General features: G+C 67.6%; 21 protein-coding genes and 1 tRNA gene. 12 read left to right on the forward strand and 10 right to left on the reverse strand.

From position 1 onward, the window contains the following. Positions 1 to 102 precede the first annotated feature (102 nt). Entirely contained in the window at positions 103 to 696 is a 594-nt protein-coding gene (locus NO347_RS13835; RefSeq protein WP_256290212.1) for an AsnC family transcriptional regulator, read from the reverse strand. A 128-nt stretch (positions 697 to 824) separates the two neighbouring features. On the opposite strand from NO347_RS13835, the gene NO347_RS13840 reads away from it, so the two are divergent. After that, positions 825 to 1,028 carry a heavy-metal-associated domain-containing protein gene (locus NO347_RS13840; RefSeq protein ID WP_256290214.1) on the forward strand — a complete coding sequence of 68 codons (204 nt, stop codon included), beginning with the start codon at positions 825 to 827 and terminating at the stop codon, positions 1,026 to 1,028. Between the two features lie 26 nt (positions 1,029 to 1,054). Here the strand turns inward: NO347_RS13840 and NO347_RS13845 are convergent, their stop codons facing one another. Next, positions 1,055 to 1,504: an SHOCT domain-containing protein gene (locus tag NO347_RS13845; RefSeq protein WP_256290215.1), complete on the reverse strand. Its 450-nt coding sequence runs from the start codon at positions 1,502 to 1,504 to the stop codon at positions 1,055 to 1,057. A 114-nt stretch (positions 1,505 to 1,618) separates the two neighbouring features. Here NO347_RS13845 and NO347_RS13850 point away from each other — a divergent pair, with 114 nt between their 5' ends. Next, on the forward strand, positions 1,619 to 3,460 hold the full coding sequence (locus tag NO347_RS13850; RefSeq protein WP_256290216.1) for an SLC13 family permease: 1,842 nt from the start codon (positions 1,619 to 1,621) through the stop codon (positions 3,458 to 3,460). A 22-nt stretch (positions 3,461 to 3,482) separates the two neighbouring features. Here the strand turns inward: NO347_RS13850 and NO347_RS13855 are convergent, their stop codons facing one another. From NO347_RS13855 to NO347_RS13865, 3 genes are read right to left on the reverse strand one after another with little or no spacing between them, the layout of a single operon-like run. Then, positions 3,483 to 3,767: a DUF6360 family protein gene (locus NO347_RS13855; RefSeq protein WP_256290217.1), complete on the reverse strand. Its 285-nt coding sequence runs from the start codon at positions 3,765 to 3,767 to the stop codon at positions 3,483 to 3,485. Positions 3,768 to 3,774: 7 nt separating this feature from the next. Then, entirely contained in the window at positions 3,775 to 5,523 is a 1,749-nt protein-coding gene (locus tag NO347_RS13860; protein WP_256290219.1) for a nitrite/sulfite reductase, read from the reverse strand. 45 nt (positions 5,524 to 5,568) lie between these two features. Beyond that, the gene (locus NO347_RS13865) at positions 5,569 to 5,922 is read right to left on the reverse strand and encodes a DUF8134 family protein (protein ID WP_256290221.1); all 354 of its coding nucleotides are present in this window, start codon (positions 5,920 to 5,922) and stop codon (positions 5,569 to 5,571) included. A gap of 217 nt (positions 5,923 to 6,139) precedes the next feature. Here NO347_RS13865 and NO347_RS13870 point away from each other — a divergent pair, with 217 nt between their 5' ends. The 3 genes from NO347_RS13870 (at position 6,140) to NO347_RS13880 (ending at position 7,397) form a co-directional block, all read left to right on the forward strand. After that, positions 6,140 to 6,286, forward strand: coding sequence for a hypothetical protein (locus NO347_RS13870; RefSeq protein WP_256290223.1), 147 nt, complete (start codon positions 6,140 to 6,142; stop codon positions 6,284 to 6,286). Next, a complete protein-coding gene (locus NO347_RS13875) occupies positions 6,283 to 6,444 on the forward strand; it encodes a hypothetical protein (RefSeq protein ID WP_256290224.1) in 162 nt (53 codons plus the stop codon). Before NO347_RS13870 ends, NO347_RS13875 begins: the two co-directional genes overlap by 4 nt. Positions 6,445 to 6,704: 260 nt before the next feature. Then, positions 6,705 to 7,397, forward strand: coding sequence for a DUF7119 family protein (locus NO347_RS13880; protein ID WP_256290226.1), 693 nt, complete (start codon positions 6,705 to 6,707; stop codon positions 7,395 to 7,397). A 53-nt stretch (positions 7,398 to 7,450) separates the two neighbouring features. Here the strand turns inward: NO347_RS13880 and NO347_RS13885 are convergent, their stop codons facing one another. After that, positions 7,451 to 9,721: a sensor histidine kinase gene (locus NO347_RS13885; RefSeq protein WP_256290228.1), complete on the reverse strand. Its 2,271-nt coding sequence runs from the start codon at positions 9,719 to 9,721 to the stop codon at positions 7,451 to 7,453. Positions 9,722 to 9,920: 199 nt separating this feature from the next. Here NO347_RS13885 and NO347_RS13890 point away from each other — a divergent pair. Further along, positions 9,921 to 9,994 (forward strand) — tRNA-Lys (locus tag NO347_RS13890). A gap of 62 nt (positions 9,995 to 10,056) precedes the next feature. Here NO347_RS13890 and NO347_RS13895 read toward each other — a convergent pair. Then, entirely contained in the window at positions 10,057 to 11,487 is a 1,431-nt protein-coding gene (locus tag NO347_RS13895) for an FAD-dependent oxidoreductase (protein ID WP_256290230.1), read from the reverse strand. Positions 11,488 to 11,729: 242 nt separating this feature from the next. Here NO347_RS13895 and glpK point away from each other — a divergent pair, with 242 nt between their 5' ends. Together glpK and NO347_RS13905 are read left to right on the forward strand one after the other, a co-directional pair. Beyond that, positions 11,730 to 13,268 carry a glycerol kinase GlpK gene (gene glpK, locus NO347_RS13900; protein ID WP_256290233.1) on the forward strand — a complete coding sequence of 513 codons (1,539 nt, stop codon included), beginning with the start codon at positions 11,730 to 11,732 and terminating at the stop codon, positions 13,266 to 13,268. Further along, positions 13,265 to 14,035: a carbon-nitrogen family hydrolase gene (locus NO347_RS13905; protein ID WP_256290234.1), complete on the forward strand. Its 771-nt coding sequence runs from the start codon at positions 13,265 to 13,267 to the stop codon at positions 14,033 to 14,035. Before glpK ends, NO347_RS13905 begins: the two co-directional genes overlap by 4 nt. Before the next feature lie 141 nt (positions 14,036 to 14,176). Here the strand turns inward: NO347_RS13905 and NO347_RS13910 are convergent, their stop codons facing one another. Both NO347_RS13910 and NO347_RS13915 read right to left on the reverse strand, forming a co-directional pair. Further along, on the reverse strand, positions 14,177 to 15,478 hold the full coding sequence (locus NO347_RS13910; RefSeq protein WP_256290235.1) for a dihydroorotase: 1,302 nt from the start codon (positions 15,476 to 15,478) through the stop codon (positions 14,177 to 14,179). Between the two features lie 66 nt (positions 15,479 to 15,544). Further along, positions 15,545 to 16,282: a lipoate--protein ligase family protein gene (locus tag NO347_RS13915; protein ID WP_256290236.1), complete on the reverse strand. Its 738-nt coding sequence runs from the start codon at positions 16,280 to 16,282 to the stop codon at positions 15,545 to 15,547. Between the two features lie 145 nt (positions 16,283 to 16,427). Between NO347_RS13915 and NO347_RS13920 the strand changes: the two genes are divergently transcribed. Together NO347_RS13920 and NO347_RS13925 are read left to right on the forward strand one after the other, a co-directional pair. Beyond that, positions 16,428 to 17,345: a DUF8155 domain-containing protein gene (locus NO347_RS13920; RefSeq protein WP_256290321.1), complete on the forward strand. Its 918-nt coding sequence runs from the start codon at positions 16,428 to 16,430 to the stop codon at positions 17,343 to 17,345. A 60-nt stretch (positions 17,346 to 17,405) separates the two neighbouring features. Then, positions 17,406 to 17,912, forward strand: coding sequence for a PaaI family thioesterase (locus tag NO347_RS13925; RefSeq protein WP_256290237.1), 507 nt, complete (start codon positions 17,406 to 17,408; stop codon positions 17,910 to 17,912). 16 nt (positions 17,913 to 17,928) lie between these two features. Here the strand turns inward: NO347_RS13925 and NO347_RS13930 are convergent, their stop codons facing one another. After that, positions 17,929 to 18,510 (reverse strand): cysteine hydrolase family protein, encoded by a 582-nt coding sequence (locus NO347_RS13930; RefSeq protein ID WP_256290238.1) that lies wholly within the window; start codon positions 18,508 to 18,510, stop codon positions 17,929 to 17,931. A gap of 140 nt (positions 18,511 to 18,650) precedes the next feature. On the opposite strand from NO347_RS13930, the gene NO347_RS13935 reads away from it, so the two are divergent. Next, positions 18,651 to 20,099, forward strand: a complete 1,449-nt coding sequence (locus NO347_RS13935; protein ID WP_256290239.1) for an Hvo_1808 family surface protein — start codon at positions 18,651 to 18,653, stop codon at positions 20,097 to 20,099. 98 nt (positions 20,100 to 20,197) lie between these two features. Beyond that, entirely contained in the window at positions 20,198 to 21,361 is a 1,164-nt protein-coding gene (locus NO347_RS13940; RefSeq protein WP_256290240.1) for a nicotinate phosphoribosyltransferase, read from the forward strand. The last annotated feature ends 30 nt before the right edge of the window (positions 21,362 to 21,391 follow it).

Raw genomic sequence — 21,391 nt, forward strand, 5'->3', positions numbered from 1 at the left:
CAAAGTCAGATCGGTCAGCGATCAGCAACCAACGGTCAGCAGTCAGCGGTCGCCAGTCAGCGATCGGTGGTCAGCGGTCGGCAGTCGGCTGTCAGCGGACGGTTACGCCGCGTCGGCCTCGAACTGCTCGTAGCGCTCGCGGAACTGCGCCAGACAGGAGGGGCAACAGAAGTGGTAGCGCTCGCCGTCGAAGCGCTCGCTACGGCCCTCGCTCGTGACGGTGTTCCCGCACTCCGCACACGACAACGCGAACTCGGCGCCGCCGAGCGCCGGACTCCACTCGACGTCGCCGACGACGGTCACCTCGTAGTCGTCGACGCGAGAGAGGTCGACGAGGCGGTCGAGTTGCTCGCGCACGGCATCGGCGCGCAGGCGTGCGTGAAACACCACGTCGCCCTCGGCAGTGACGAAGACGTGTTCGACTGGCTCCGCACCGACGACGTCGTCGCGGACGGCCTCGACCACGTCGGAGGGGAGTTCCAGCGTCACGAGGACGGGCACCCCCGCGCGGAGTTGCGAGCGGTCGACGTCGACGGTGAAGCGCCGGATGACGCCCGATTCGCGCAGTCGTTCCACCCGATCCGAAACGGCCGGTGGGGAGAGGTCGACCGACTCGGCGATGTCGCTGTAGGGGCGACGAGCGTCCTCTACGAGCAGTTCCAGGATACGAACGTCGGTCTCGTCGAGCGCGGACATACATACTGTTCGTGTCGACGGCTAAAGTACGTTTGCCGGAACGCTTTCGTTTCGAAAGTCGCGGCGGGATCTGGTCGAAGAAGAAAAACCGAGAGACACATATCACACTAGGAGCAACGACGCGAGTGATGAGCCAGACGCAGACGCTCACCGTCGACGGAATGAGTTGTGGCCACTGCGAACAGACGGTCGAAGACGCACTCCAGTCGGTTTCGGGCGTCGAATCGGTCGAGGCCGATCGCGAATCGGACGCCGTGACGGTCGAGGGCGACGCCGCCGTCGCGGATCTCGTCGACGCCGTGAACGACGCCGGCTACGACGCTTCGGCCTGAGTCGGGACGAGCGCCCGGGTCGCCGACTACTGCTCCTGTTCGAGCCGATCCCGCCGGCGCTCGAACTCCTCCTCGGAGAGGTCGCCGCGAGCGTACGCCTGCCGCAGTTCTCGAATCGCCGGATCAGGGCGGTCCGCGGCGACCGCGCGGTAGAGGAGGTATCCGCCGCCGATCAGCGCGACGAGGAGGAGGAGTCGCCACACCACCGCGACGAGGAGCCACCAGCCGGATGTCGACCCCATCATTCCGCTTCCCGTCCAGGTGTCGTGCATCGGCCCCCACATCCCGCCGGTCATCCCGCTCCCCCATCCCATCGTGCTACCGCCCACTCCGAGCAGGAGTGGCCCGACGAGGAGGAGCGCACCGACGGCGACCGCCCAACCGAAGAGTACCGCCGGCTCCGAGACGATCGGAACGAGTGCTTCCCGGGCCGGGTCGACCGCGTGCGTCAGTCGGCCGATGAACGTCCCGAGCATCCGTTTTTATGACGGCACACAGACACAAGGGCGTGGCGGTCAGACGCGCGATGGACGACGAGCGAATGAGTAACCTCGAAACGTATATCAACGCTCCGGGAGACTCCGAGGCAGATGTCGCCTTTCGGGGTGCCCGGCGTGGCCGTCGTGTTCGCGCTGGTCGTCCTCGCCCTCGTCGCGTTCGTGACGGAGGTCGTCCCCAACGACGTCACAGCGATCGGAATCGTCGCCGCGCTGGTCGTCCTCGAACCGTGGACCGGAGTGGACGCGAGGACCGCCATCTCCGGATTCGCCAATCCGGCGACTGTCACGATCATCGCGATGTATATGCTGAGTGCGGGGATCCAGGAGACGGGACTGATCAAGCTGCTCGGCGTCGTCCTCGCGGATCTGACCGAGGGCAGTGAGTTCCGCGCGCTCGTTGCGACGGTCTGTACGACCGGGCCGATCGCCGGCTTCGTCAACAACACGCCCGTCGTCGCCGTCTTCATCCCGATGATCACTGACCTGGCCAGGCGGACGAACACCAGTCCCTCGAAGCTCCTCTTGCCGCTGTCGTATGCGGCGATCCTCGGCGGAACGCTCACGCTCGTCGGGACGGCGACGAACATCCTCGCGAGCGACTTCGCCCGCGTGCTCATCGACGGACGTGACGGGATCGGAGTCTTCGAGTTCACCGGCCTCGGCGCGGTGCTGCTGGTCGTCGGGAGCGCCTACCTCCTGACGGTCGGACGACGACTCACGCCCGCGCGGATTCCGGCCGACGCCGACCGCGTCTCGGAGTTCGACCTCTCGGACTACCTCGCGTTTATGCGGGTACGCGAGGGGTCGGTCGCCGTCGGGGCTGCGTTCGACGCCTTCGACGCGGAGCATCCGGACGTTCGGCTCCTGCAGTTGCGACGCGGCGGGACGGGCATCGCCGGTCCGCACAGCGATATGCCGATCGAAGCGGGCGACGTCCTCGTCGTCCACGGGTCCGTCCAGGCCGTCAATCGGTTCCGCGAGGAGGCGGACGTGAGCCACCTGCTTCGGGAGTCGGTCACGCAGGACACCTTCGAGACGTCGGCCACCGACAGCACGCTGGCCCGCGCGCTGGTGTCCGAAGGCTCGCGGCACGTGGGCGAGACGGTCGCCGAGACGGGGTTCGGCGAGTACCACCAGACGACGGTGTTGGCGATCCGCCGCGAGGGCGACCTGATCCGTACCGAGATCAGCGAGGCGACGCTGCAGGCCGGCGATCTGCTCTTGTTGCGGACGACGCCGGCGTCGCTGCGCTACTTCAGCGACACCGGCGAACTGCTCGTGATCGACGAGCGCGGCCTCGAAGAGCAACTCGGTGACGAGGGCGACGCGCTTCCGCCGGTGTCGTCGACCGCGCCAGTCGCGGTCGGAATCCTGCTCGGCGTCGTCGCGATCGCCGCGCTCGATCTGTTGCCGATCGTGATCGCCGCGCTCGCCGGCGTCGTCGCGATGGTCGTGACGGGGTGTCTCTCCACGTCGGACGCCTACGATGCCGTCTCCTGGAACGTGATCTTCTTGCTGGCAGGCGTCATTCCACTCGGGGTCGCACTCACGGAGACCGGCGGGGCGGCCCTGCTGGCAGAACTCCTCGTCGCTATCGGCGGCCTGCTCCCGCATACGGCGGTGCTGTTCGTGCTCTACGTGGCTGTGGGGTTGCTGGCGAGCGTCATCACGCCCGTCGCGACCGCGGTGCTCGCGATTCCGGTCGCCGTCGACGCGGCCGCACGCCTCGGCGCGAACGAGTTCGCGTTCCTGCTGGGGGCGATGTTTGCGTCCGCGACATCGTTCGTGACGCCGGTCGGTTATCAGACGAACCTGATGGTCTACGGTCCCGGCGGCTACGAGTTCACCGACTTCGTACGCGTCGGCGGGCCGCTCCAGTTGCTCTTGGCGGTCGTGGGGACGGCCGGAATCGCGGTTCTCTGGGGCGTGTAGTGGCAGGAAAAAGAAAGAGAGATCAGCGATCAGTCGCGCCGTCGACGTCGTCGGCGTACGAGTACAGCGCGTCCGCGAGCGTCCGTGCTTCCGTCGCAGAGAGCGTGACCTCGTCGGCGTGCGCCGGGAGCGAGTCGAGTTGGGCGTTGTCGAGTTCGAGTTGGAGCGTCACGTGATCGGGGTCCTCTCGCGGCGCGGTGACGTTCAGGACGGCGAGCGCCTCGTTCTCGAAGTCGTGACCGCGTGCAGTGGCGTCGACGAGGTCGAGCGTCGTGTAGGCGTTCACCTTGAGGAGGCGGTCCGGCATCGTCGGCTCAGTCGTCCGCCGGCGTGGGCGGGGCCGCGTCCATCCCGTCCTCCCCGGCGTAGGGGTACCACGTCATCTTCGTGTTGTGCAGCATCGGGTCCTCGTAGTCCGTCTCCTCGGGTTCGACGAAGGCGTCGAGTTCCGCGTCCTCGTGGCGGTCGACGAACGCGCGGAAGGATTCCCCATCGTCGCGCTCGGCGGCGAAGCTGTCGATCAGGTTCGCGATCGCACCGGGGACCTCGTCGGCCGGGACGCGCTGGGTGACCCAGCGGGCGAACTGCGGTTCCTCGCCGAGGCCGCCGCCGAGACCGACGTCGAGCGCCTCGACCGCCTCGCCGTTCTTGCGGGTCTTCATCCCGCGGAGGCTCACGTCGGCGATCTGCGGCTGCGCGCAGGAGGCCGTACATCCCGAGAGGTGGATGTGGAACTCCTCGACGTCGTCGGGCAGGTCGACGTTCTCCTTCAGCCAGCGCGCGAAGCGGACCTGGCGATTCTTCGTCTCGACGATCGAGAGCGAACAGAACTCGGTGCCCGTACAGGCGACCGAGCCGCGCATGAACGGCGAGGGCTCGGGCGAGTAGCGTTCGAAGAGCGGCTCGGCGAGGAAGTCATCGAGGTCGGCCTCGGGGACGTCGGTCACGATGACGTTCTGCCGCTGGGAGAGCCGAACTTCGCCGGAACCGTACTCGTCGGCGAGGTCGGCGAGGTCGAGGACGTCGGCGGCACCCATCCGGCCGACGAGGACGTTGAGCCCGACGAAGTACTTCCCATCTCGCTGCTCGTGGACCCCGACGAGGTCGTTGCGCTCGCCCTCGCCGGTGTTGTAGGTGTACTCCTCGCGGACGTCGCGGCCGGCGGTGTGCAGCTCGAAGTCGACGTACTCCTCCTGGAGCGTCTCGCGGACTTGCTCGGCTCCCCACTCGTCGACGAGGAACTTGATCCGGGCGTTGTAACGGTCCTCGCGGTCACCGTTGTCACGGAAGAGCGCCGAGAGGCCGCCAGCGACGGCCGGGACGTTCTCGGGGCGCACCCACACGTCGATGTCGCGGGCGAACCGCGGCTCGTTGCGAGCGAGGCCGCCGCCGACGCGGACGTTGAAGCCGACGACGTCCTCGCCGTCGATCTCCTTGTACGCCGGCTCGAACGCGAGGTCGTTGATGTCGCCCTGCCCAGAACCGTCGGCGGAGCCGGTGACTGAGACCTTCCACTTCCGCGGGAGGTTCGAGTGGTCGTCGTCGCCTTTGAACGTCTCGTTGAGTTCGCGGATGACGGACCAGGCGTCGACGACTTCCTGGCCGTCCTTGCCGGCGACGGGGTTCCCGACGATGTTCCGCCAGGAGTCGCCACACGCCTGCTGGGTGGAGAGCCCGTTCGCCTCCAGTTTCTCGAAGATCGCCGGCACGTCCGAGAGTTCGATCCAGTGCAGTTGGATCGACTGCCGGGTGGTGAAGTCGGCGTAGGCGTCGCCGAAGATCGGGTTCGTGCCCGGTCCGGTCGCGTACTCGTTCGCGATCTCGCCGACGACGCGCAGTTGTCCCGGTTCGAGCACGCCGTTCGGCGTCCCGATCCGCATCATAAAGTAACCCTCCTGGCCGTTCCGCTGGTGGTACAGTCCCCACCACTTGAAGCGCTCGAACCACGCGTCGCGCTCGTCGTCGGGGATGGCATCGTAGCCCTCCTCGGCGAACCTGAACAGGTGTTCGCGTATCTCGTTCCCGTAGACCTCTGATTTCCAGTTCTCGACGTCCGTTGGCATCTTATCGGACCCAGGAGACCGATACTCAAAGGCGAACGCGTGCCGTCAACCCTGCCCGGTGCTCCCGCTATCCGGAGAATGTTGCCCACTCTTTGGGGATCGGGGTCGGAGAACGCTCTCGCGGTCGATATCTTCGAATGCACCGTCGACGACCCGGCCGACGGGCACCCAGCCGGTCGTCGCTTTCGTCCCGCAGGCGATGCACTGACCGTAGACGCGGACTTCGACCGTTCGGCCGTCGATACCGACCTCCAGGAAGTTCTCGACGACCAGATCCGAGAGGTCACACCCGCAGAATCCCGGGGCGTCGAGCCGCCAGAGTTCGCTCACGCTCACCTGCCGCGTGTCGTCGACAGAGAGCCACGCACCGTCGTCGAGGATACGAAGTCGAGTCGTCACACGACTGGCTACGCGCTCGGGAGCCCCGTCTCTGACGGCGGTCACAAAGGGCGACGCTGTCGGTGACGCCGTCTCGCACACAATACCCGCGCTGTCGGTCGGTTTTGGCCTATAGGAGTCGTCGTAGAAGCCGGAACGGAGTTCCGGTATCCGGGAGTAGTGGTCCGATTTACTCCGGAAGCGACCCTTATGCGGAGCGGGGGCATACGCGGATTCGATGACCGACCTGGTCCCGACAGACGACTGCGCTTCGATCGAGAGCCCCCTCGGGGGGCAGCGACAGCACGCCCCCGCCGACGTCGCCCCCGAGCTGTACGGCCGACGAGAGGAACCGGCGAGCGACCACGCGACACCGACCCAATGAGCCAGACGAAAGACTCCGACGACGACGCGACGGACCGAATCGGCGACCGCGACACCGCCGAGTACGACCACCTCGACGACCTCTCCGACGGGGCGGGCTGCACCGAAGTCTGGGAGCACCTCTCGGACAGCCGCGAGGAACCCGCCGCGAGCGACTGATAATGATTACTCTCACTGTGTACCGCCGAGCGCCACTCCCGGTGGCGATGGTCGGCGGCAAGAGACGAGAGTGATCATTATGAGGCCGAGGCCGTGCCCAGTGACCCATCCGCGAAGCCGAGTTGGTGTCGAACGCGAGCGCGCTACCCGAGGCGACCGATTGGGTTCCAGCGCCGCTCAGAGCCGACTCCGACGGTTCTCGCCCGCGGCGCACGCCGGGGAGAGGCTTTTAATCGCTGGCTCGCTACGTTGATCCGAAGATGACCGACGACGCCGACGCCCACAGGCGACTTCCAGCCGACCGCGAGGAACCGGTCGGCGAGCCCGTCGTCCGCGCCGATCCCGCCGTCACCGGCGAGCGCGCCAAGGAGGCCGTCGGATTCGATCCCGACGACCCCGAGAGCGTCGCCGAGGCCGCTGAGACGGTGCTGGCGTTCTCGCAGAACACCGTGGGGGCGGCGGACAACGTCTATATGCTCCGCGGGGCGGCCGCCTGTGCCGCGCTCGTCAGGGGCGTCGGTTCGTACAAAGCGGCGATCGACCGCGCCGGCGGCGACGTCTCGGTCTCGTTCGTCCGGAAGTGGGCCCGCGTCCACGACCTCCCGCAGGCGATCCGCCGGCACGTCGCCCGCGGTGACATCGCGCCGACCGCCGCGAAACACATCGCTCGCGTCTCCGGCGTCGACCGCTTCGATCTGGCGTGGGCCGTCGTCGACGCCGATCTGACGGTCCGGCAGGTGCGCCGCATCGCCAGCGAGGTCGACGGCGACACGAGCGCGGCGGACGCACTCGCCGCGCGCGGGGTCGAACTGGGACGGCTCGAACTGGACCTCCCGCTCGAAACGTACCGCGAACTCCGCCGGCGCGCGTCGATCGAAAACCGCGACCCCGGCGAACTAGCCGCAGAAGCGCTTGACGCGTACTTCGACGAACGAGCAGTCAGTCCCGACTAACCGTCCCGTCCCACGGCCCCGAGAAGCTACGTTGCGTCCGGCGGCGACACTTCTTACGTTGCGTCCGGCGGCGACACTTCTGCGTCTGACGACCGAGACGACGCCGCAGCATCGCGAGCGGATTCGGGCGTCGGCAACTGAAGCGCGACGACTGCTCCGGCCGCCTCTCGTTCCGTCGTTCTCTCGTCCCCGGAGCCGTCGGCCTCCGCTGACTCGAACCGGAGCGACCCCCCAGAGCGCTTCGCGACGTGGTAGACGAACTGCAGGCCGAGACCCGACCCGTGGAACAGCGGTGTGATGTCCGGCGTCCCCTGCGCCGCTTGCTGTTCCATCTCGGGGATCCCCGGTCCCGTGTCGGTGACGGTGACGACGACCTGCTCGCCGTCACGCCTGACGGTCACCGAGACGTCGGGATCCTCGCCGCCGTGGACGATCGCGTTCGTGAGGAGTTCGGCGATCGCGTCACTGAGCTCCGGAATCGCATAGACGTCGTACGCCTCCGGACAGTCGACCGAAATCGAATGATCCGGGTGCTCCTCGCGGAGCTCGGAGACGACCTCCTCGAGAATCGGACGAACGCCGAGGCGACGCGGCACGGAGTCGTCGGTGAGGAGATCGACGATCCGTCGTTCTTTGTCGGCGAGGTCGACCAGTTCGTTGCCCGTATTCTGGATCGTCTGCACCGAACGCTTCTCCTGGCCGGTCGTTCGGTCCTCGAGCAGTTCCGCGTGCCCGAGGATCAGATTCATCTTGTTGTAGAGGTTGTGTCGCAGGATCCGATCGAGAACGCGGAGTTGGTGCTCGCGTTCGGCCTGGTCGGTGACGTCCCGACAGATCGCGACCGTGCCGTCGACCTCCCCGTCTTCGTTGTAGTGGGGGTATCGCGTCGTGACGAACGAGCGCTGCCCTTTCGTCGGGAACGTCGGACTGAGTTCGTAGGTGACCGCCTGCTCCTCTTCGATGACGCGGGCTTTCTTCTGTTGGATCGTCTGCGCCGTCGGTTCGTCCATAAAGTCGAACTCGTCGGAACCGACGAGCTCCGATTTCGGGATCCCGGCGTACTCGGCGACGGCGTCGTTGACGACCTCGAACGTGCCGTCGGTCTGTTGGAGCATAATCGGATCGTCGAGTCGGAGGACGATCTCCTCGAACGTCTCCAGCCGTTCTTTGGTGTGAATCAGTTCGGTGATGTCGGTCTGGATCGCGACGAATCCCTCGACACCGTCGTCGCCCATAATCGGCGCAATCGTCTCGGATGCGTGGTAGTGCTCGCCCGATTTGCGCTCGTTGACGATCGGTTCGGACCACACCTCCCCCGAGAGAACGGTGCTCCAGAGGGTTCGGTAGTACTCCTTGTTCATCTCGCCGGACTTGAGTATCGAGGGCGTCTCGCCGATCACCTCTCGAGGAGCGTAGCCCGTGACGTCCTCGAACGCGGGGTTGACGTACGTGATCGTCCCGTCTCTCTCGGTGATGAAGATGGCGTGTCCCGCCGCCTCGATCGCGCGTTTGAACCGCCGAATCACGTCTTCGCGGCCCTTCTGTTGAGACACGTCCTGGAACGCGCCGCGGACGCCGACGATCGTCCCGTCCTCGTGGATCGGCTCACCGCGGGAGCGTACCCAGCGGACCTCGCCGTCGGCCCTGAAGAGTCGGTAGGTGGAATCGAACGGGTCCCCGGACAGTGCCGCCTCCACGTCGGCGCGGACGGCGTCGCGGTCGTCGGGATGGTAGAACTCGATGGCGTTCTCGAGCGTCGGATCGAAGCTCTCTGAGACGCCGTGGAGACGGTACGTCTGTTCGGTCCACGTGAGTGCCTCCCGCTCGGCGTCGAGTTCCCAACCGCCGACGTCGGCGAGTTCGGACGTCTGTTCGAGGAGTTCGCGCTCCTCTGCGTGTCGTTTCTCGCGGGCGCGCCGCGCGACGAAGTCGTCGATGGCGTCGACGAGGAGGTGGTGCTCGTCGGTGTCGATCGACTCTGGGAGGTATCGGGTCGCTGTGCGCTCGGTCGACACGCGCGCCAGTTCCGGATCCTCGGCCGACGGATAGACGATCACGGGGACGGTCACGGTACCGTCGCGACGGTTCGTGGCGCCGTGCGGAGCGTCGGGCGTGATAGCGGCGGACGCGTCCGCGTCCGGCATCGAGCGGCGGACGATGCAGTCGATCGGCTGTTCGCGTCGCGGGCGGTCGCAGTCTGCTGTCGAGGTTACCGAGGCGATCCGGAGCGGACGCGATCGGCCCTCGACCGCCGCACGGAGCGACGACGCGAGCGTCTCGTCGCCACAGACGAGAACAGTTCTGGTGCGTGACCCGGGGATCATAGGTCACCGGCTCGACAGGAGCGGCGCGCTGGTCGCCAACTGCGAGCCACACGGTCGTCGATTAGCCCCTGAATCACACGTCTCACGCCGAGTAGTATCGGGGCCAGGATATATCTTCTTCTGATTATCAGTTGTGCCGCTGTCAAAACGACTCCCGAGACTAAACGCTTATCACGACCCGTCAGTTACCCCTGGGTGCGGGCCGGTAGCTCAGTTCGGCAGAGCGTCTGGCTTTTAACCAGACGGTCGGGGGTTCAAGTCCCTCCCGGCCCGCTTGCTGTCACTAAACGATATGCCGAGCGACAGCTCGCTGTCTTCTCTGCGAGCTCGTCTGTTCAAGGCAGCGACCCGTTCAGCACCTTCGCAGCGACGAGGACGGGGTCCCAGACGGGGCTGAACGGCGGCGCGTAGCCCAGATCCTGCCGTTCGAGTTCGCCGACGGTCATCTCCGCGCCGAGCGCCGTCGCGACCGTGTCGATGCGGATCGCCGCGCGGTCGGTGCCGACGACGCTCCCGCCGAGGAGCCGGCCCGTCTCACGGTCCGCAGTGAGCGTGACGGTCGTCTCCGCCGCGCCGGGGTAGTAGCCCGACCGCGACCCGGCGGTGATGGTCTTCGAGACCGGGTCGAAGCCGGCATCTCGGGCGCGCACCTCGTCGATGAGCCCGGCCCGCCCCGCTTCGAGGTCGAACGCTTTCACCATCGCCGTGCCCGCGACGCCGCCGACGGGCGAGGGATCGCCACCGACCGTCGCCCCGATCGCGCGGCCGGCGCGGTTGGCCGGGAGGCCGAGCGGGTCCCACGTCGGATCGCCCGTGACCATATGTGGCATCTCCGCGACGTCGCCGGCGGCGTAGACGCGCTCGACGGACGTCTGCCCGTAGGCGTCGGTCGCGATCGCCCCCGACGCGCCGAGTTCGACCGGCGTGTTCGCGAGGAGTTCCGTATTCGGCTCGATGCCGATTCCGACGAGCGCGGCGTCGACGTCGAGTTCCGAGCCGCTCTCGCAGACCACTTCCGAGACGTGCCCGTTCTCGCCGCGGAGTTCGACGACTTCCTCGTCGAGATGGAGCGTGACGCCGGTGTCACGGAGGTGCTCGGCGACGGCCTCGCCGACCGCCTCGCCGAAGCCCGGGACTGGATAGCCCGTGCGCTGGAACAGGTGTACGTCGAGATCCCAGGCCTCGAAGGCTTCCGCCATCTCGACGCCGACGTAGCCCGCGCCGACGACGGCGACGGTCTCGGGCGGCGTCATCGCGCCGTACCGCTCGACGACAGCCTCCGGGAGCGCGTCGCCCCCGCCGAGGTCCGCGGGATCGAACTCTCCGGGCGGGGTCAGATACGAGCGGATCGCGGCCGCGTGGTCGAGGCCGTGGAGCGTGAAGACGCTGTCGAGCGATGCGCCCTCGATCGGGTCCGAAATCGCCCGGGCGCCCGTCGCGACAAGGAGGTCGCCGTAGGGCTGTTCGAAGGTCGCACCCGCGCTCTCGACGGTAACGGTCTGTTCGTCGGTGTCGACCGCGACGACCTCGTGCCCGCGTCGGAGGTCGATGCCGCGCTCTCCGGCGTCTTCCGGAGAGAGCGAGAGCAGATCGTCGAGGCGTTCGACCTCGCCCTTCACAAAGTATGGCGTCCCACAATGTGCATAGGAGATCCACTGGCCCTTCTCGAAGACGACGACATCGCGGTCGGGGTCGGTCCGGCGACACTTGCTCGCAGCCGAGAGACCGGCGGCGTCACCGCCGACCACGACAAACGGATCAGACATACCGCCACCTGCGACCGCCGGTGATAGATAGCTTTCGCCGGACGACGTCGCTCGCGCACGGCCGCCGGGACGACAGCGGCATCAGCGGCGTCCGCTCGAACGCCGGGTTTTAGCATCCCACGGCTCACAGATCGACCGACTATCCGGCGACCTCGTCGTGAACGATACGACGCAGGCAGTGTCACGACCGACCACGCATCTCACAGGGCCACGCAACTCACAGGACCACGCAACTCACAGATATGCACGAACGCACCTACGTCGGCGCGATCGATCAGGGAACGACCGGCACGCGGTTCATCGTGTTCGACCACGGCGGCCAACCCGTGGCGAACGCCTACGAGACGCACGAACAGATCTATCCCGAACCCGGCTGGGTCGAACACGACCCCGAAGAGATCTGGGAGAACACGACGGCCGTCATCGAGCGCGCGCTCGACGACGCCGGCATCGACGCCGCACAACTGGCGGCGATCGGGATCACGAACCAGCGCGAGACGACGCTCGTCTGGGACCGCGAGTCGGGCCAACCCGTCTACAACGCCATCGTCTGGCAGGACCGACGAACGACCGACCGGATCGAAGGGCTCGAACGGGACGGCAAAGACGACTGGATCCGCGAGACGACGGGGCTCGAACCCGACGCGTACTTCTCGGCGACCAAAGTCGAGTGGCTCCTCGACAACGCCGATCCGATCAAACTCAGGCGGATGCGGCCCGAAGACGTCCGCGACCGTGCCGAGGCGGGCGAACTCTGCTTTGGGACCATCGACTCGTGGCTGATCTACAAGCTCACCGGCGAGCACGTCACCGACGTGACGAACGCCTCGCGGACGATGCTGTTCGACATCCACGAGATGACGTGGGACGACGACCTCCTCGCAGAGTTCGGCGTGCCGGAGGCCGTGCTCCCGGAGGTGCGTCCCTCCTCGGACGACGACTACTACGGCACGACCGACGCGGAGGGGTTCCTCGGCGCGTCCGTCCCGGTCGCAGGCGCCCTGGGCGACCAGCAGGCCGCGCTGTTCGGCCAGACGTGTTTCGACGCCGGCGACGCGAAGAACACCTACGGCACCGGATCGTTTATGCTGATGAACACCGGCGAGGAGGCCGTCAGTTCGGAGCACGGCCTGCTCACGACCGTTGGCTTCCAGCGGTCGGGCGAGCCGGTGCAGTACGCGCTCGAAGGCTCGATCTTCATCACCGGCGCGGCGATCGAATGGCTCGAAGACCTGACGCTCATCGACGATCCCGCCGAGAGCGAGGCGCTCGCACGCTCTGTCGACTCGACGGACGGCGTCTACGTCGTACCCGCGTTCACTGGACTGGGTGCGCCCCATTGGGATCAACGGGCCCGCGGAACGATCGTCGGGATGACCCGTGGAACCCGGCGTGAACACATCGTTCGGGCGACGCTGGAGTCGATCGCGTTCCAGACGCGCGACGTCGCCGAGGCGATGCTCGAAGACAGTGGAATCGAGCTGTCGGCACTGCGCGTCGACGGCGGCGCCGTGAAGAACAACTTCCTCTGTCAGTTGCAGGCGGACGTCGTCGGAACCGAGATCGTCCGGCCCGAGGTCGACGAGACGACCGCGCTCGGCGCAGCCTACGCCGCCGGCCTCGCGGTCGACTACTGGGAGTCGCTGGAGGCGCTCCGTGAGAACTGGCAGATCGACCGCGAGTTCGAGCCAGCGAGCGACGCCGACGTCGACGAGCGCTACGGCCGCTGGCAGGAGGCCGTCGAGCGCTCGCTCGATTGGGCCAGGGACGACGAACGATGAACGTCGCGGCCGTCCAACTCCCGGCGGAGAACGCCCCCGAAGAAAATCGCGACCGGGCTGTCGAGCGCGTTCGCGACGCCGCAGAGCGCGGGGCCGATCTCGTCGTCCTGCCCGAGATGTGGCCGGTAGGCTACTTCGCGTTCGACGCCTACGACGACGCCGGCGAACCGGTCCCGGGACCCACGACGGATCGGCTCGCCGCGCTCGCGGACACGCTGTCGATCCACCTCCACGGCGGGAGCCTCGTCGAGCGCGACGGCGATGACCTGTTCAACACCTCGGTCCTGTTCGGCCCGGACGGCGAACTGCTCGGGACGTATCGGAAGGTCCACCTCTTCGGGTACGACTCCGAGGAAGCGACGCGCCTGACGCCGGGAGACGAAATCTGCGCCGTCGAGACCGACCTCGGGACGCTCGGACTGACGACCTGCTACGACCTCCGGTTCCCGACCCTGTACCGCGACCTCGTCGACGCCGGCGTCGAAATACTGCTCGTCACGTCGGCGTGGCCGCGCGAACGCCTCGACCACTGGCACCTGTTCACCCGGACTCGGGCCGTCGAGAATCAGTCGCTCCTCGTCGCCGCGAACCTCACCGGATCGATCGGCGGCGTCGACCTCGGCGGCGAGAGCGTCGTCGTCGATCCCTGGGGCGTCGCGCGCGCCAACGCCGGAACCGACGCCCGAACGGTGCTGGCCGAGGTCGCCCTCGACGAAGTTCGCGAGACGCGCGAGTCGTTCCCGGCGCTAGCGGATCGACAACTGTAATCGAAACGACGCGCGGCGGCCGAACGTTTATATCGGATTGCGGGGCCAGCGTCTCCGTGAGCTAACGCAGGTCCCGCGTCGGGACGCGGTTGCCCGGCACGTCGACGCGGGAGCGGTCGTGCCGGCTGTTCATTCCTATCCTCACTTCCGGACGTTCACACCGGCCTGCGCGCCGACGATCTCCGCGCCGTCGTAGACGACGTCGCCGCGGACTAGCGTCAGGTCCGGGAAGACGCCGGTCATCCCCTCGAACGGCGTCCACCCGCACTTCGAGTGGAGTTCCGACCCGCGGATCTCGGTCGCGTTCTCGGGATCGACGAGCACGAGGTCCGCGTCGTAGCCCTCGGCGATGCGGCCCTTCTGCGGGAGGTCGAAGATCTCGGCCGCGTTCGTCGCCGTGACGTCGCGGACGCGCTCGTAGGAGATCTCGCCCTGCCGCGCGCGTTCGAGGAGCAACGGCAGCATCGTCTCGACGCCGGGCACGCCGCTCGGGGCGTTCCAGAGGTCCGCCTCCTTCTCGTCGACGGTGTGCGGCGCGTGGTCGGTCGCGACGATGTCGACATCGCCGTCGACAAGCCGCTGCCAGAGCCCCGCGCGTCGCTCCTCGCTTCTGAGCGGCGGGTTCATCCGGCCGAAGGTGCCCAGTTCGGTCGCGTCCTCGCGGGAGAGAAAGAGGTGATGCGGCGTCGCTTCGCAGGTCGCCCCGCCGGCGACAGCGGCATCGACGCCCTCGGGCGTGCTCGTGTGCGCGATGTGTATCGGCGCACCCGTGTCGGCGCCGACCTCGACCGCGCGTTCGACTGCCGCTTCCTCGGCCGCCGCGCGTCGGTACTGGCTCCAGACGTCGGCGTCGGCGTCGCGTCCGACGCCGCCGGCGTCGCGCTCGCGCGCCGTCTCGTCGAATAGATCCGCGTCCTCGGCGTGGACGGTGACGACGACGCCTGCGTCGGCAGCGCGCTCGACAGCGTCCGCGAAGAGATCCGCGTCGATACCCATATCGCCCGTCGAGTCCGCGAGGAAGACCTCACCGAGTGCAAACAGCGGCCGCTCGAACAGCGAGTCGGGCTCCCAGTCGGGTGTGACGCCGCCGTTGATGCCGTAGTCGACGTACGATTCGGCGGCCAGCGACGCCTTCTCGTCGAACGCGTCGCCGGTGGTCGTCGGGGGAGTCGTGTTCGGCTGATCGACGACAGTGGTCACGCCACCCGCCGCCGCACTCCGTGAGCCGGTCGTCCAAGTCTCCTTCTGTGAGTGGCCCGGCTCGCGGAAGTGGACGTGCGCGTCGATCGCTCCCGGCAGGAGGAGTCGCTCGGCGGCGTCGACGACGCGGTCGACTGCGTCGGCGTCGGCCGAATCGGCGACTTCGACGATCGTCCCCGAGTCCGTGCGGACGTCGCGAACGCGTCCGTCGGCGAGTCGCGCGTCACGAAAGAGTGTCGACATACTCGGGCATCACCCGCAGGCGACCTAAGCCCGACGGTTCGGGTCGAGAATCAGATTCGACAACGGCTACACGTCGGAATCGAGAAGCGACGCGGCGTCGACCGACGCCCTGCGAACCTCGCCACAGAACGAATCGTAGAGCGCGTCGACGACGCGGTCGGGGGAAGTAGGCGCGCCGGCACGCGCTACGCTGCCGACCGACGTCGGATCGAACGGCACGTCGAGCGCTCCGTACACGGCGTCGAGAACGGCGGCAAGTTCCTCGTGGGCGTCGACAACGACGATTCCCGAGACGACCGCAGCGTCTCGACGGACGCGCTGGGCGATGCCGGAGATCTTCCCGTGCGCCTGGACGGAGTGCGCGCCCGGACAGAACGACGCGTCGGGCTCGCCGCGGCGCGCGGGAACGCCGAGCGACCGGAGCGCGCCGACGACACCGGTGGTGGCCGCCTCGTATCGCGCGTCGAGTCCCTGACGGGGGTCGGCCTCGGTCGTCGGAATCACAGCCGCGAACGCCACCGTCGACCCCGTGTACGCGACCGCACGGCCGCCGACGCTTCGTTCGATCGGCGGGTAGCCGCGGGCTTCGGCCCGCTGACAGGCCAGTTCGTAGTCGTCCGCACGCGTGTCACGGCGGCCGAACGCCACCTGTCGGTGCGGCGTCCACGCGCGAACCGCCGGGACGCCCGTTGCCGCCACCCAGTCAGTGACGGCATCGAGGACGGCGCGGTCGTCGTCGAGGGACGACGGACGGCCGCGGACGACGCGAACGCGTGCCGCGTCGGGGACGAGACGGTCGATCACGTGGGAACCCTGTGCGCCGACGCACCTAAGCGCTCTCGGTCCACCGATGGCGTATGGCCGGTGAGTCGGCGTGACGCCGGGGAACGAGTCCAGTACGCACAGCGGGGCAGCGGCGACGAGGCCCACGAGCGCCGAGCGAGTACAGATCCCGGAGTCGACGCTCCGCGAGTACCGCCGTTTTTCGCTCTACAACTCGCCGTACCCCGCGCACGATTCGGGCTGTGCCATCGACCTCTATCCCGCGACGAACGAGGCAGTCTCGCCCGTCGCCGGCGAGGTGCGGGAGACGCGGGCCGTGCGCGCGCCGCCGAAGTCGTACGCGGCGGACGCCGAGTACCTCATCCTCGTCGACGTCGACGCAGCGCGGAGCGGAATCGAGACGAGCGGGCGTGAGTCTGTGGACCTCGTCGCGCGCATCCTGCACGTCCGACCCGACGTGGAAGCGGGCGACGTCATCGCCGTCGGCGACTCGCTCGGGGAGATGGTTCGATCGGGCTTTTTCGCACCCTGGGTCGCGAACCACGTGCACGTCGGCTTTCGCCACGCGGGCCAGGATCTCCACCGCGCGGGCGGATCACTCCCGCTCGACGTGGCCGTCGACGTCGTTTCGATTCCGTGGGATGGAACGGGCGAGGTCGTCGAGACCGGCGAGACGTACGCACTCTTGGACGCGCCCGAACACCCCGCTGCGGAGGAGCAGTTCGCCGGCATCGCGGGCGTCGTCGACGACAGCGACCGCGACAGGGGAGAACCAACCGAGTCCGTCGTCCTCGACGGAGGACTGACGCATTACGCGGGCGGCGGGGCGCTGGGACGGAGTTACGAAGCCGCCAGCACGGTCTCCTTTCTGGGCCACCCCGTCGGCGACGTCGTCAGTCGAGACGTGACGTGGCGCGACGTCGACGTCCTCGCCAACGGCGAGCGGATCACGGGAATCTCGCTTTTCACCGGCGTCGACCCGAAATTCGGTCCAAAGCTCGTCTGTCCGGACCGGGCGTTCACTGTGGGCGAGACAGTCCGTGTAACGGTCCGCGACAGCGACGACCCGATTCGGTTGGGCTGATCTCGCACGGGAAAGCGTACCGACCACTAGCTACATACCGCTCCCCCGCGCGCTTCCGGTATGGCCGACGACCAGACTCGGTCGACGCTCCCGGACGACGCCGCCGCGTTCGTACAGGAGTACATCGAGCAGGAGCACGGCTACCTCTCGTGGCTCGACACGCGCGTCGACGCGCTCGAAGTGGGACGCGTAGTGATGACCGTCCCCTACGACGAAAAACTCACCAACACCACCAGCCCGCCGACAGTACACGGCGGCATCGCGGCGACGCTCATCGACACCGCCGGGGGAATCGCCCAGCGGACGATGCTCGACGATCCGATCGCCGGCGGCGTCGCGACCGTGAATCTCAACGTCAACTACCTCCGGCGCGCCTCGGGCGATCTGACCGCGACCGCCGAGGTCGTCCGCGCGGGCGGAACGATCGGCGTGAGCACGATCACAGTCATCAGCAGTATCCCCGACGACGTGAAGGGGAACGACGAGGCGTCCCGGCGCTGGGAAGGGACGCAAGAGGAGGAGGCCGTCGCGACGGGACAGGCGTCCTATCGGCTGTTCCGGGAGTGAGTGCAGTGAGCGTCGATTACGCGAACGTCACATCCTCGCGCGCGACGACGTCGCCGAACAGCCAGTCGGCGTGATCGAGCGCGTACGCCTTGTGCTCGTCTTCGATCGCACCGATCGCGTCCTCGACGAGGACTGTCCGATAGTCGCGTAAGCCGGCGCTGCCGGCGGTGTGGAGGACGCAGACGTTCGCGAGCGTGCCGCAGAAGACGAGATCGTCGATGCCGTGGGCCGTCAGCCAGCCGTCGAGTTCGGTCTCGTAGAAGGCGTCGTAGGTGTGCTTCACGACGACGTGGTCGTCCGCGCGGACGTCGAGTTCCTCGATCACCTCTGTCTCCCAGGTGCCTTCGACGACGTGTTCGCCCCAGCGCTCGAACTCGTCGTAGTAGTGGGCGTCCTCGAACTGTTCTGGCGGGTGGACGTCCCGCGTGTAGACGGCTTCTGCACCCGCGTCCCGAGCGTCCGAGACGAGCGCGGCGACGTCGTCGACGACCGCTTCGCTCCCGGGAGCATAGAGGCTCCCGTCGGGGTGGCAGAAGCCGTTCTGCATATCGACGACCACGACGGCGGTGCGTTCTGGATCGAACGTGTCGACAGACATATCAGATAGTCGTCGGCACAGCGGCAAAGACGTTCGGCCGGGCAGGTCAGGTCGGGCGCGGCACCGACCGCGTCCGCGGGGAGGTAGAGTCCGCGGCGAGGCGGAAAGGTACTTCCGCGCGTAGACCATCTGCTCGCACAATGAAGCGGAGACGCGGCCTCGCGGTCTCGGCGGTCGCCCTGTTGCTCGTTCTCGCCGGCTGTAGTGCACCAGTGATGGAGTCCCGGCCCGCACCAGGAGTGAGCGGCGGACCGGACGTCGCCGTGCCGAACGCCGACTTCGACGATCCTGACAGCGACGTCCTCGGCTGGGAAGGCGGCTACTGGTACAACGAGTCGGTCGACGTCGACCAATCGGACGGACTCACCGACGCCGAGATGCGGGCGTACGTGGCCCGAGCGATGGCGCGCGTCGAGTACATCCGCGGCGAGGAGTTCCAAAAGCGCGTGCCGGTCTCGGTCATCTCCCGCGAGGAGTACCGTAACCGCTCGTCCGGTGGGTCCGCTGGCGAGCCGACCGAATACGACCAGTGGAACGATCAGGTGTGGGAAGCGCTGTTCGTCACCGGCGAGTCCCAGAGCAGCGGCTCGGCGATCAGCGGCACCCGGAGCGCCGCCGTCGCCGGCTTCTACTCGCCGACCGACGACGAGATAAAGGTGATCACGGGTACGCCCGAGTCGCCGACGATCAACAACGCGACGCTCGTACACGAACTCGTCCACGCGCTTCAGGACCAACGCTACGACCTCACGAAGGCGAAGTACGGCGGCGAGACCCAGGACGCACAGCTCGCGACCGACGGGCTCATCGAAGGCGACGCGAAGTACGTCGAACAGCGCTACGCCGACCGCTGCGGCGGCGCGTGGGAGTGCGTGGCGACGCCGTCCAGTAGCGGCGACAGCGGTGATGGTGGCGGTGATATGAATCTCGGGATCTTCCTGACGATCTTCCAGCCGTACTCCGACGGCCCGGTCTACGTCCACGACCTCGTCACGGCGGAGGGCTGGAGCGCCGTCGACGAGCGCTTCGAGAACCCCCCAGAGTCCACAGAGCAGATCATCCACCGGACCGGCGAGGAGCCGACGCCGATCAATTACCGTGACCGGGCGCAAAACGGCTGGGGTACGTTCGAAAAGCAGGGCGAAGGCGGCTCCGACACCGTCGGCGAGGCATCGATGTACGTGATGTTCTGGTACCAGGCGCGGAACGCGGGTGCAGACACGATCGACCCCCGGAGCATCAGCAGCGTCGACAGTCCCTACGACACGTACAACTACGACGCCGAACCGTCGGCTGGCTGGGCGAACGACCGTCTGTTCCCCTACCAGAAGCAGACCAGCGCCGGGAGCCAGTACGGCTACGTCTGGGCGACCGAGTGGGACACCGAACGCGACGCGCGCGAGTTCCAGCGCGCCTACCGCGCGATCCTCGACGCGCACGACGCCGAGCAGCGCGCGGCGAACACCTACGTCGTCCCTGACGGTCAGTTCGCGGACGCGTTCCGCGTCACCCGCTCCGGCACGCGCGTGACGATCGTGAACGGCCCGACCGTCGCAGACCTCGACGACATCCGACCGCGGGCCGCCTAGACCCGCGCCCAGCATCGCTGTCCCGGTTGAAGACAGATCGCCTTCGGAGAGTCGAGACGAACGAGTGAACTTTTCAGCGATCCCCCCGAACGGCGTGTATGGAGTTCGACATCGTCGGTCCCGACGCCATCAGGGATGGGAGCGCGACCGACGCGTACTTCGATCGGACGGAGACGACGCTCCGTCACGCGGGACGGAACCCCCGCGTCGTCGCAGAGATCACCGCCGATCAGTTCCCTGACGGCGATTACGAACTGCTGGCGGGCGTGAAAGACGCCGCCGCCCTCCTCGAAGGCCGCGACGTCGACGTCGATGCGATCCCCTCGGGTCGGCTCTTCGACGGCGGCCCGGTGATGCGGATCGAAGGCGACTACCTGGAGTTCGCGCGGCTCGAAACGTCGCTACTCGGTTTTCTCTCGCACGCTTCGGGCGTCGCGACCGCTGCACTCGACGTGCGGCGGGCCGCACCCGACTCGCTGGTTCTCTCCTTCGGTGCGCGGCACGTCCACCCCTCGATCGCGGCGATGATCGAGCGGAGTGCCGTCATCGCCGGGCTCGACGGCTTTTCACACGTCGCCGCGGGCGACGTGATCGGTCGCGAGGCTAGCGGGACGATGCCGCACGCGCTGCTCATCTGTTTCGGCCGTGGCAACCAAGAGCAAGCGTGGAAGGCGTTCGACGAAGCGGTCGAGGAGGACGTCCCGCGCGTCGCACTGTGTGACACCTACTCCGACGAGACAGACGAGGTCCTCCGCGCGGCGGCAGCCCTCGGCGACGACCTCGACAGCGTCCGACTGGATACGACCGGCTCGCGGCGGGGAAACTTCCGCCACATCGTTCGCGAAGTCCGCTGGACGCTCGACGCACACGGTCGCGAGGACGTCGACATCTTCGTCTCGGGCGGGCTGGGACCGGCGGACCTTCGAGAACTCGGAGACGTCGCCGACGGCTTCGGCGTCGGCGGCTACGTCTCGAACGCCGATCCCGTGGACTTCGCGCTCGACATCGTCGAGGTCGACGGCGAACCGGCGGCCAAGCGCGGCAAACTCACCGGCGCCAAAGCGGTCTATCGGACCGCCGACGGCGGCCACCACGTCGGCCTGCGCGACCGAGCGGGGCCGGACGACGGCGACGCCCTCCTCCAGCCGTTGCTTCGCGACGGCGAGATCGTCGGGGACTTCGACTTCGGCCTCGACGCCGCGATCGAGCGGGCCGCCCGCGACGCAGACCTGTGTGAGTACGAACCGCCGATGTCAGCGTAACGAAGTGGACGGGACGCCTATTCATCGGGA

Origin of the sequence: Halobellus inordinatus, from assembly GCF_024464655.1 — an archaeon.
Taxonomy (GTDB): domain Archaea; phylum Halobacteriota; class Halobacteria; order Halobacteriales; family Haloferacaceae; genus Haloquadratum; species Haloquadratum inordinatus.

What these genes read in the sequence shown, in the direction of transcription:
- NO347_RS13835 (WP_256290212.1), bottom strand. Translation starts at nt 696, where the DNA reads ATGTCCGCGCTCGACGAGACCGACGTTCGTATCCTGGAACTGCTCGTA.
- NO347_RS13840 (WP_256290214.1), top strand. Translation starts at nt 825, where the DNA reads ATGAGCCAGACGCAGACGCTCACCGTCGACGGAATGAGTTGTGGCCAC.
- NO347_RS13845 (WP_256290215.1), bottom strand. Translation starts at nt 1,504, where the DNA reads ATGCTCGGGACGTTCATCGGCCGACTGACGCACGCGGTCGACCCGGCC.
- NO347_RS13850 (WP_256290216.1), top strand. Translation starts at nt 1,619, where the DNA reads ATGTCGCCTTTCGGGGTGCCCGGCGTGGCCGTCGTGTTCGCGCTGGTC.
- NO347_RS13855 (WP_256290217.1), bottom strand. Translation starts at nt 3,767, where the DNA reads ATGCCGGACCGCCTCCTCAAGGTGAACGCCTACACGACGCTCGACCTC.
- NO347_RS13860 (WP_256290219.1), bottom strand. Translation starts at nt 5,523, where the DNA reads ATGCCAACGGACGTCGAGAACTGGAAATCAGAGGTCTACGGGAACGAG.
- NO347_RS13870 (WP_256290223.1), top strand. Translation starts at nt 6,140, where the DNA reads ATGACCGACCTGGTCCCGACAGACGACTGCGCTTCGATCGAGAGCCCC.
- NO347_RS13875 (WP_256290224.1), top strand. Translation starts at nt 6,283, where the DNA reads ATGAGCCAGACGAAAGACTCCGACGACGACGCGACGGACCGAATCGGC.
- NO347_RS13880 (WP_256290226.1), top strand. Translation starts at nt 6,705, where the DNA reads ATGACCGACGACGCCGACGCCCACAGGCGACTTCCAGCCGACCGCGAG.
- NO347_RS13885 (WP_256290228.1), bottom strand. Translation starts at nt 9,721, where the DNA reads ATGATCCCCGGGTCACGCACCAGAACTGTTCTCGTCTGTGGCGACGAG.
- NO347_RS13895 (WP_256290230.1), bottom strand. Translation starts at nt 11,487, where the DNA reads ATGTCTGATCCGTTTGTCGTGGTCGGCGGTGACGCCGCCGGTCTCTCG.
- glpK (WP_256290233.1), top strand. Translation starts at nt 11,730, where the DNA reads ATGCACGAACGCACCTACGTCGGCGCGATCGATCAGGGAACGACCGGC.
- NO347_RS13905 (WP_256290234.1), top strand. Translation starts at nt 13,265, where the DNA reads ATGAACGTCGCGGCCGTCCAACTCCCGGCGGAGAACGCCCCCGAAGAA.
- NO347_RS13910 (WP_256290235.1), bottom strand. Translation starts at nt 15,478, where the DNA reads ATGTCGACACTCTTTCGTGACGCGCGACTCGCCGACGGACGCGTTCGC.
- NO347_RS13925 (WP_256290237.1), top strand. Translation starts at nt 17,406, where the DNA reads ATGGCCGACGACCAGACTCGGTCGACGCTCCCGGACGACGCCGCCGCG.
- NO347_RS13930 (WP_256290238.1), bottom strand. Translation starts at nt 18,510, where the DNA reads ATGTCTGTCGACACGTTCGATCCAGAACGCACCGCCGTCGTGGTCGTC.
- NO347_RS13935 (WP_256290239.1), top strand. Translation starts at nt 18,651, where the DNA reads ATGAAGCGGAGACGCGGCCTCGCGGTCTCGGCGGTCGCCCTGTTGCTC.
- NO347_RS13940 (WP_256290240.1), top strand. Translation starts at nt 20,198, where the DNA reads ATGGAGTTCGACATCGTCGGTCCCGACGCCATCAGGGATGGGAGCGCG.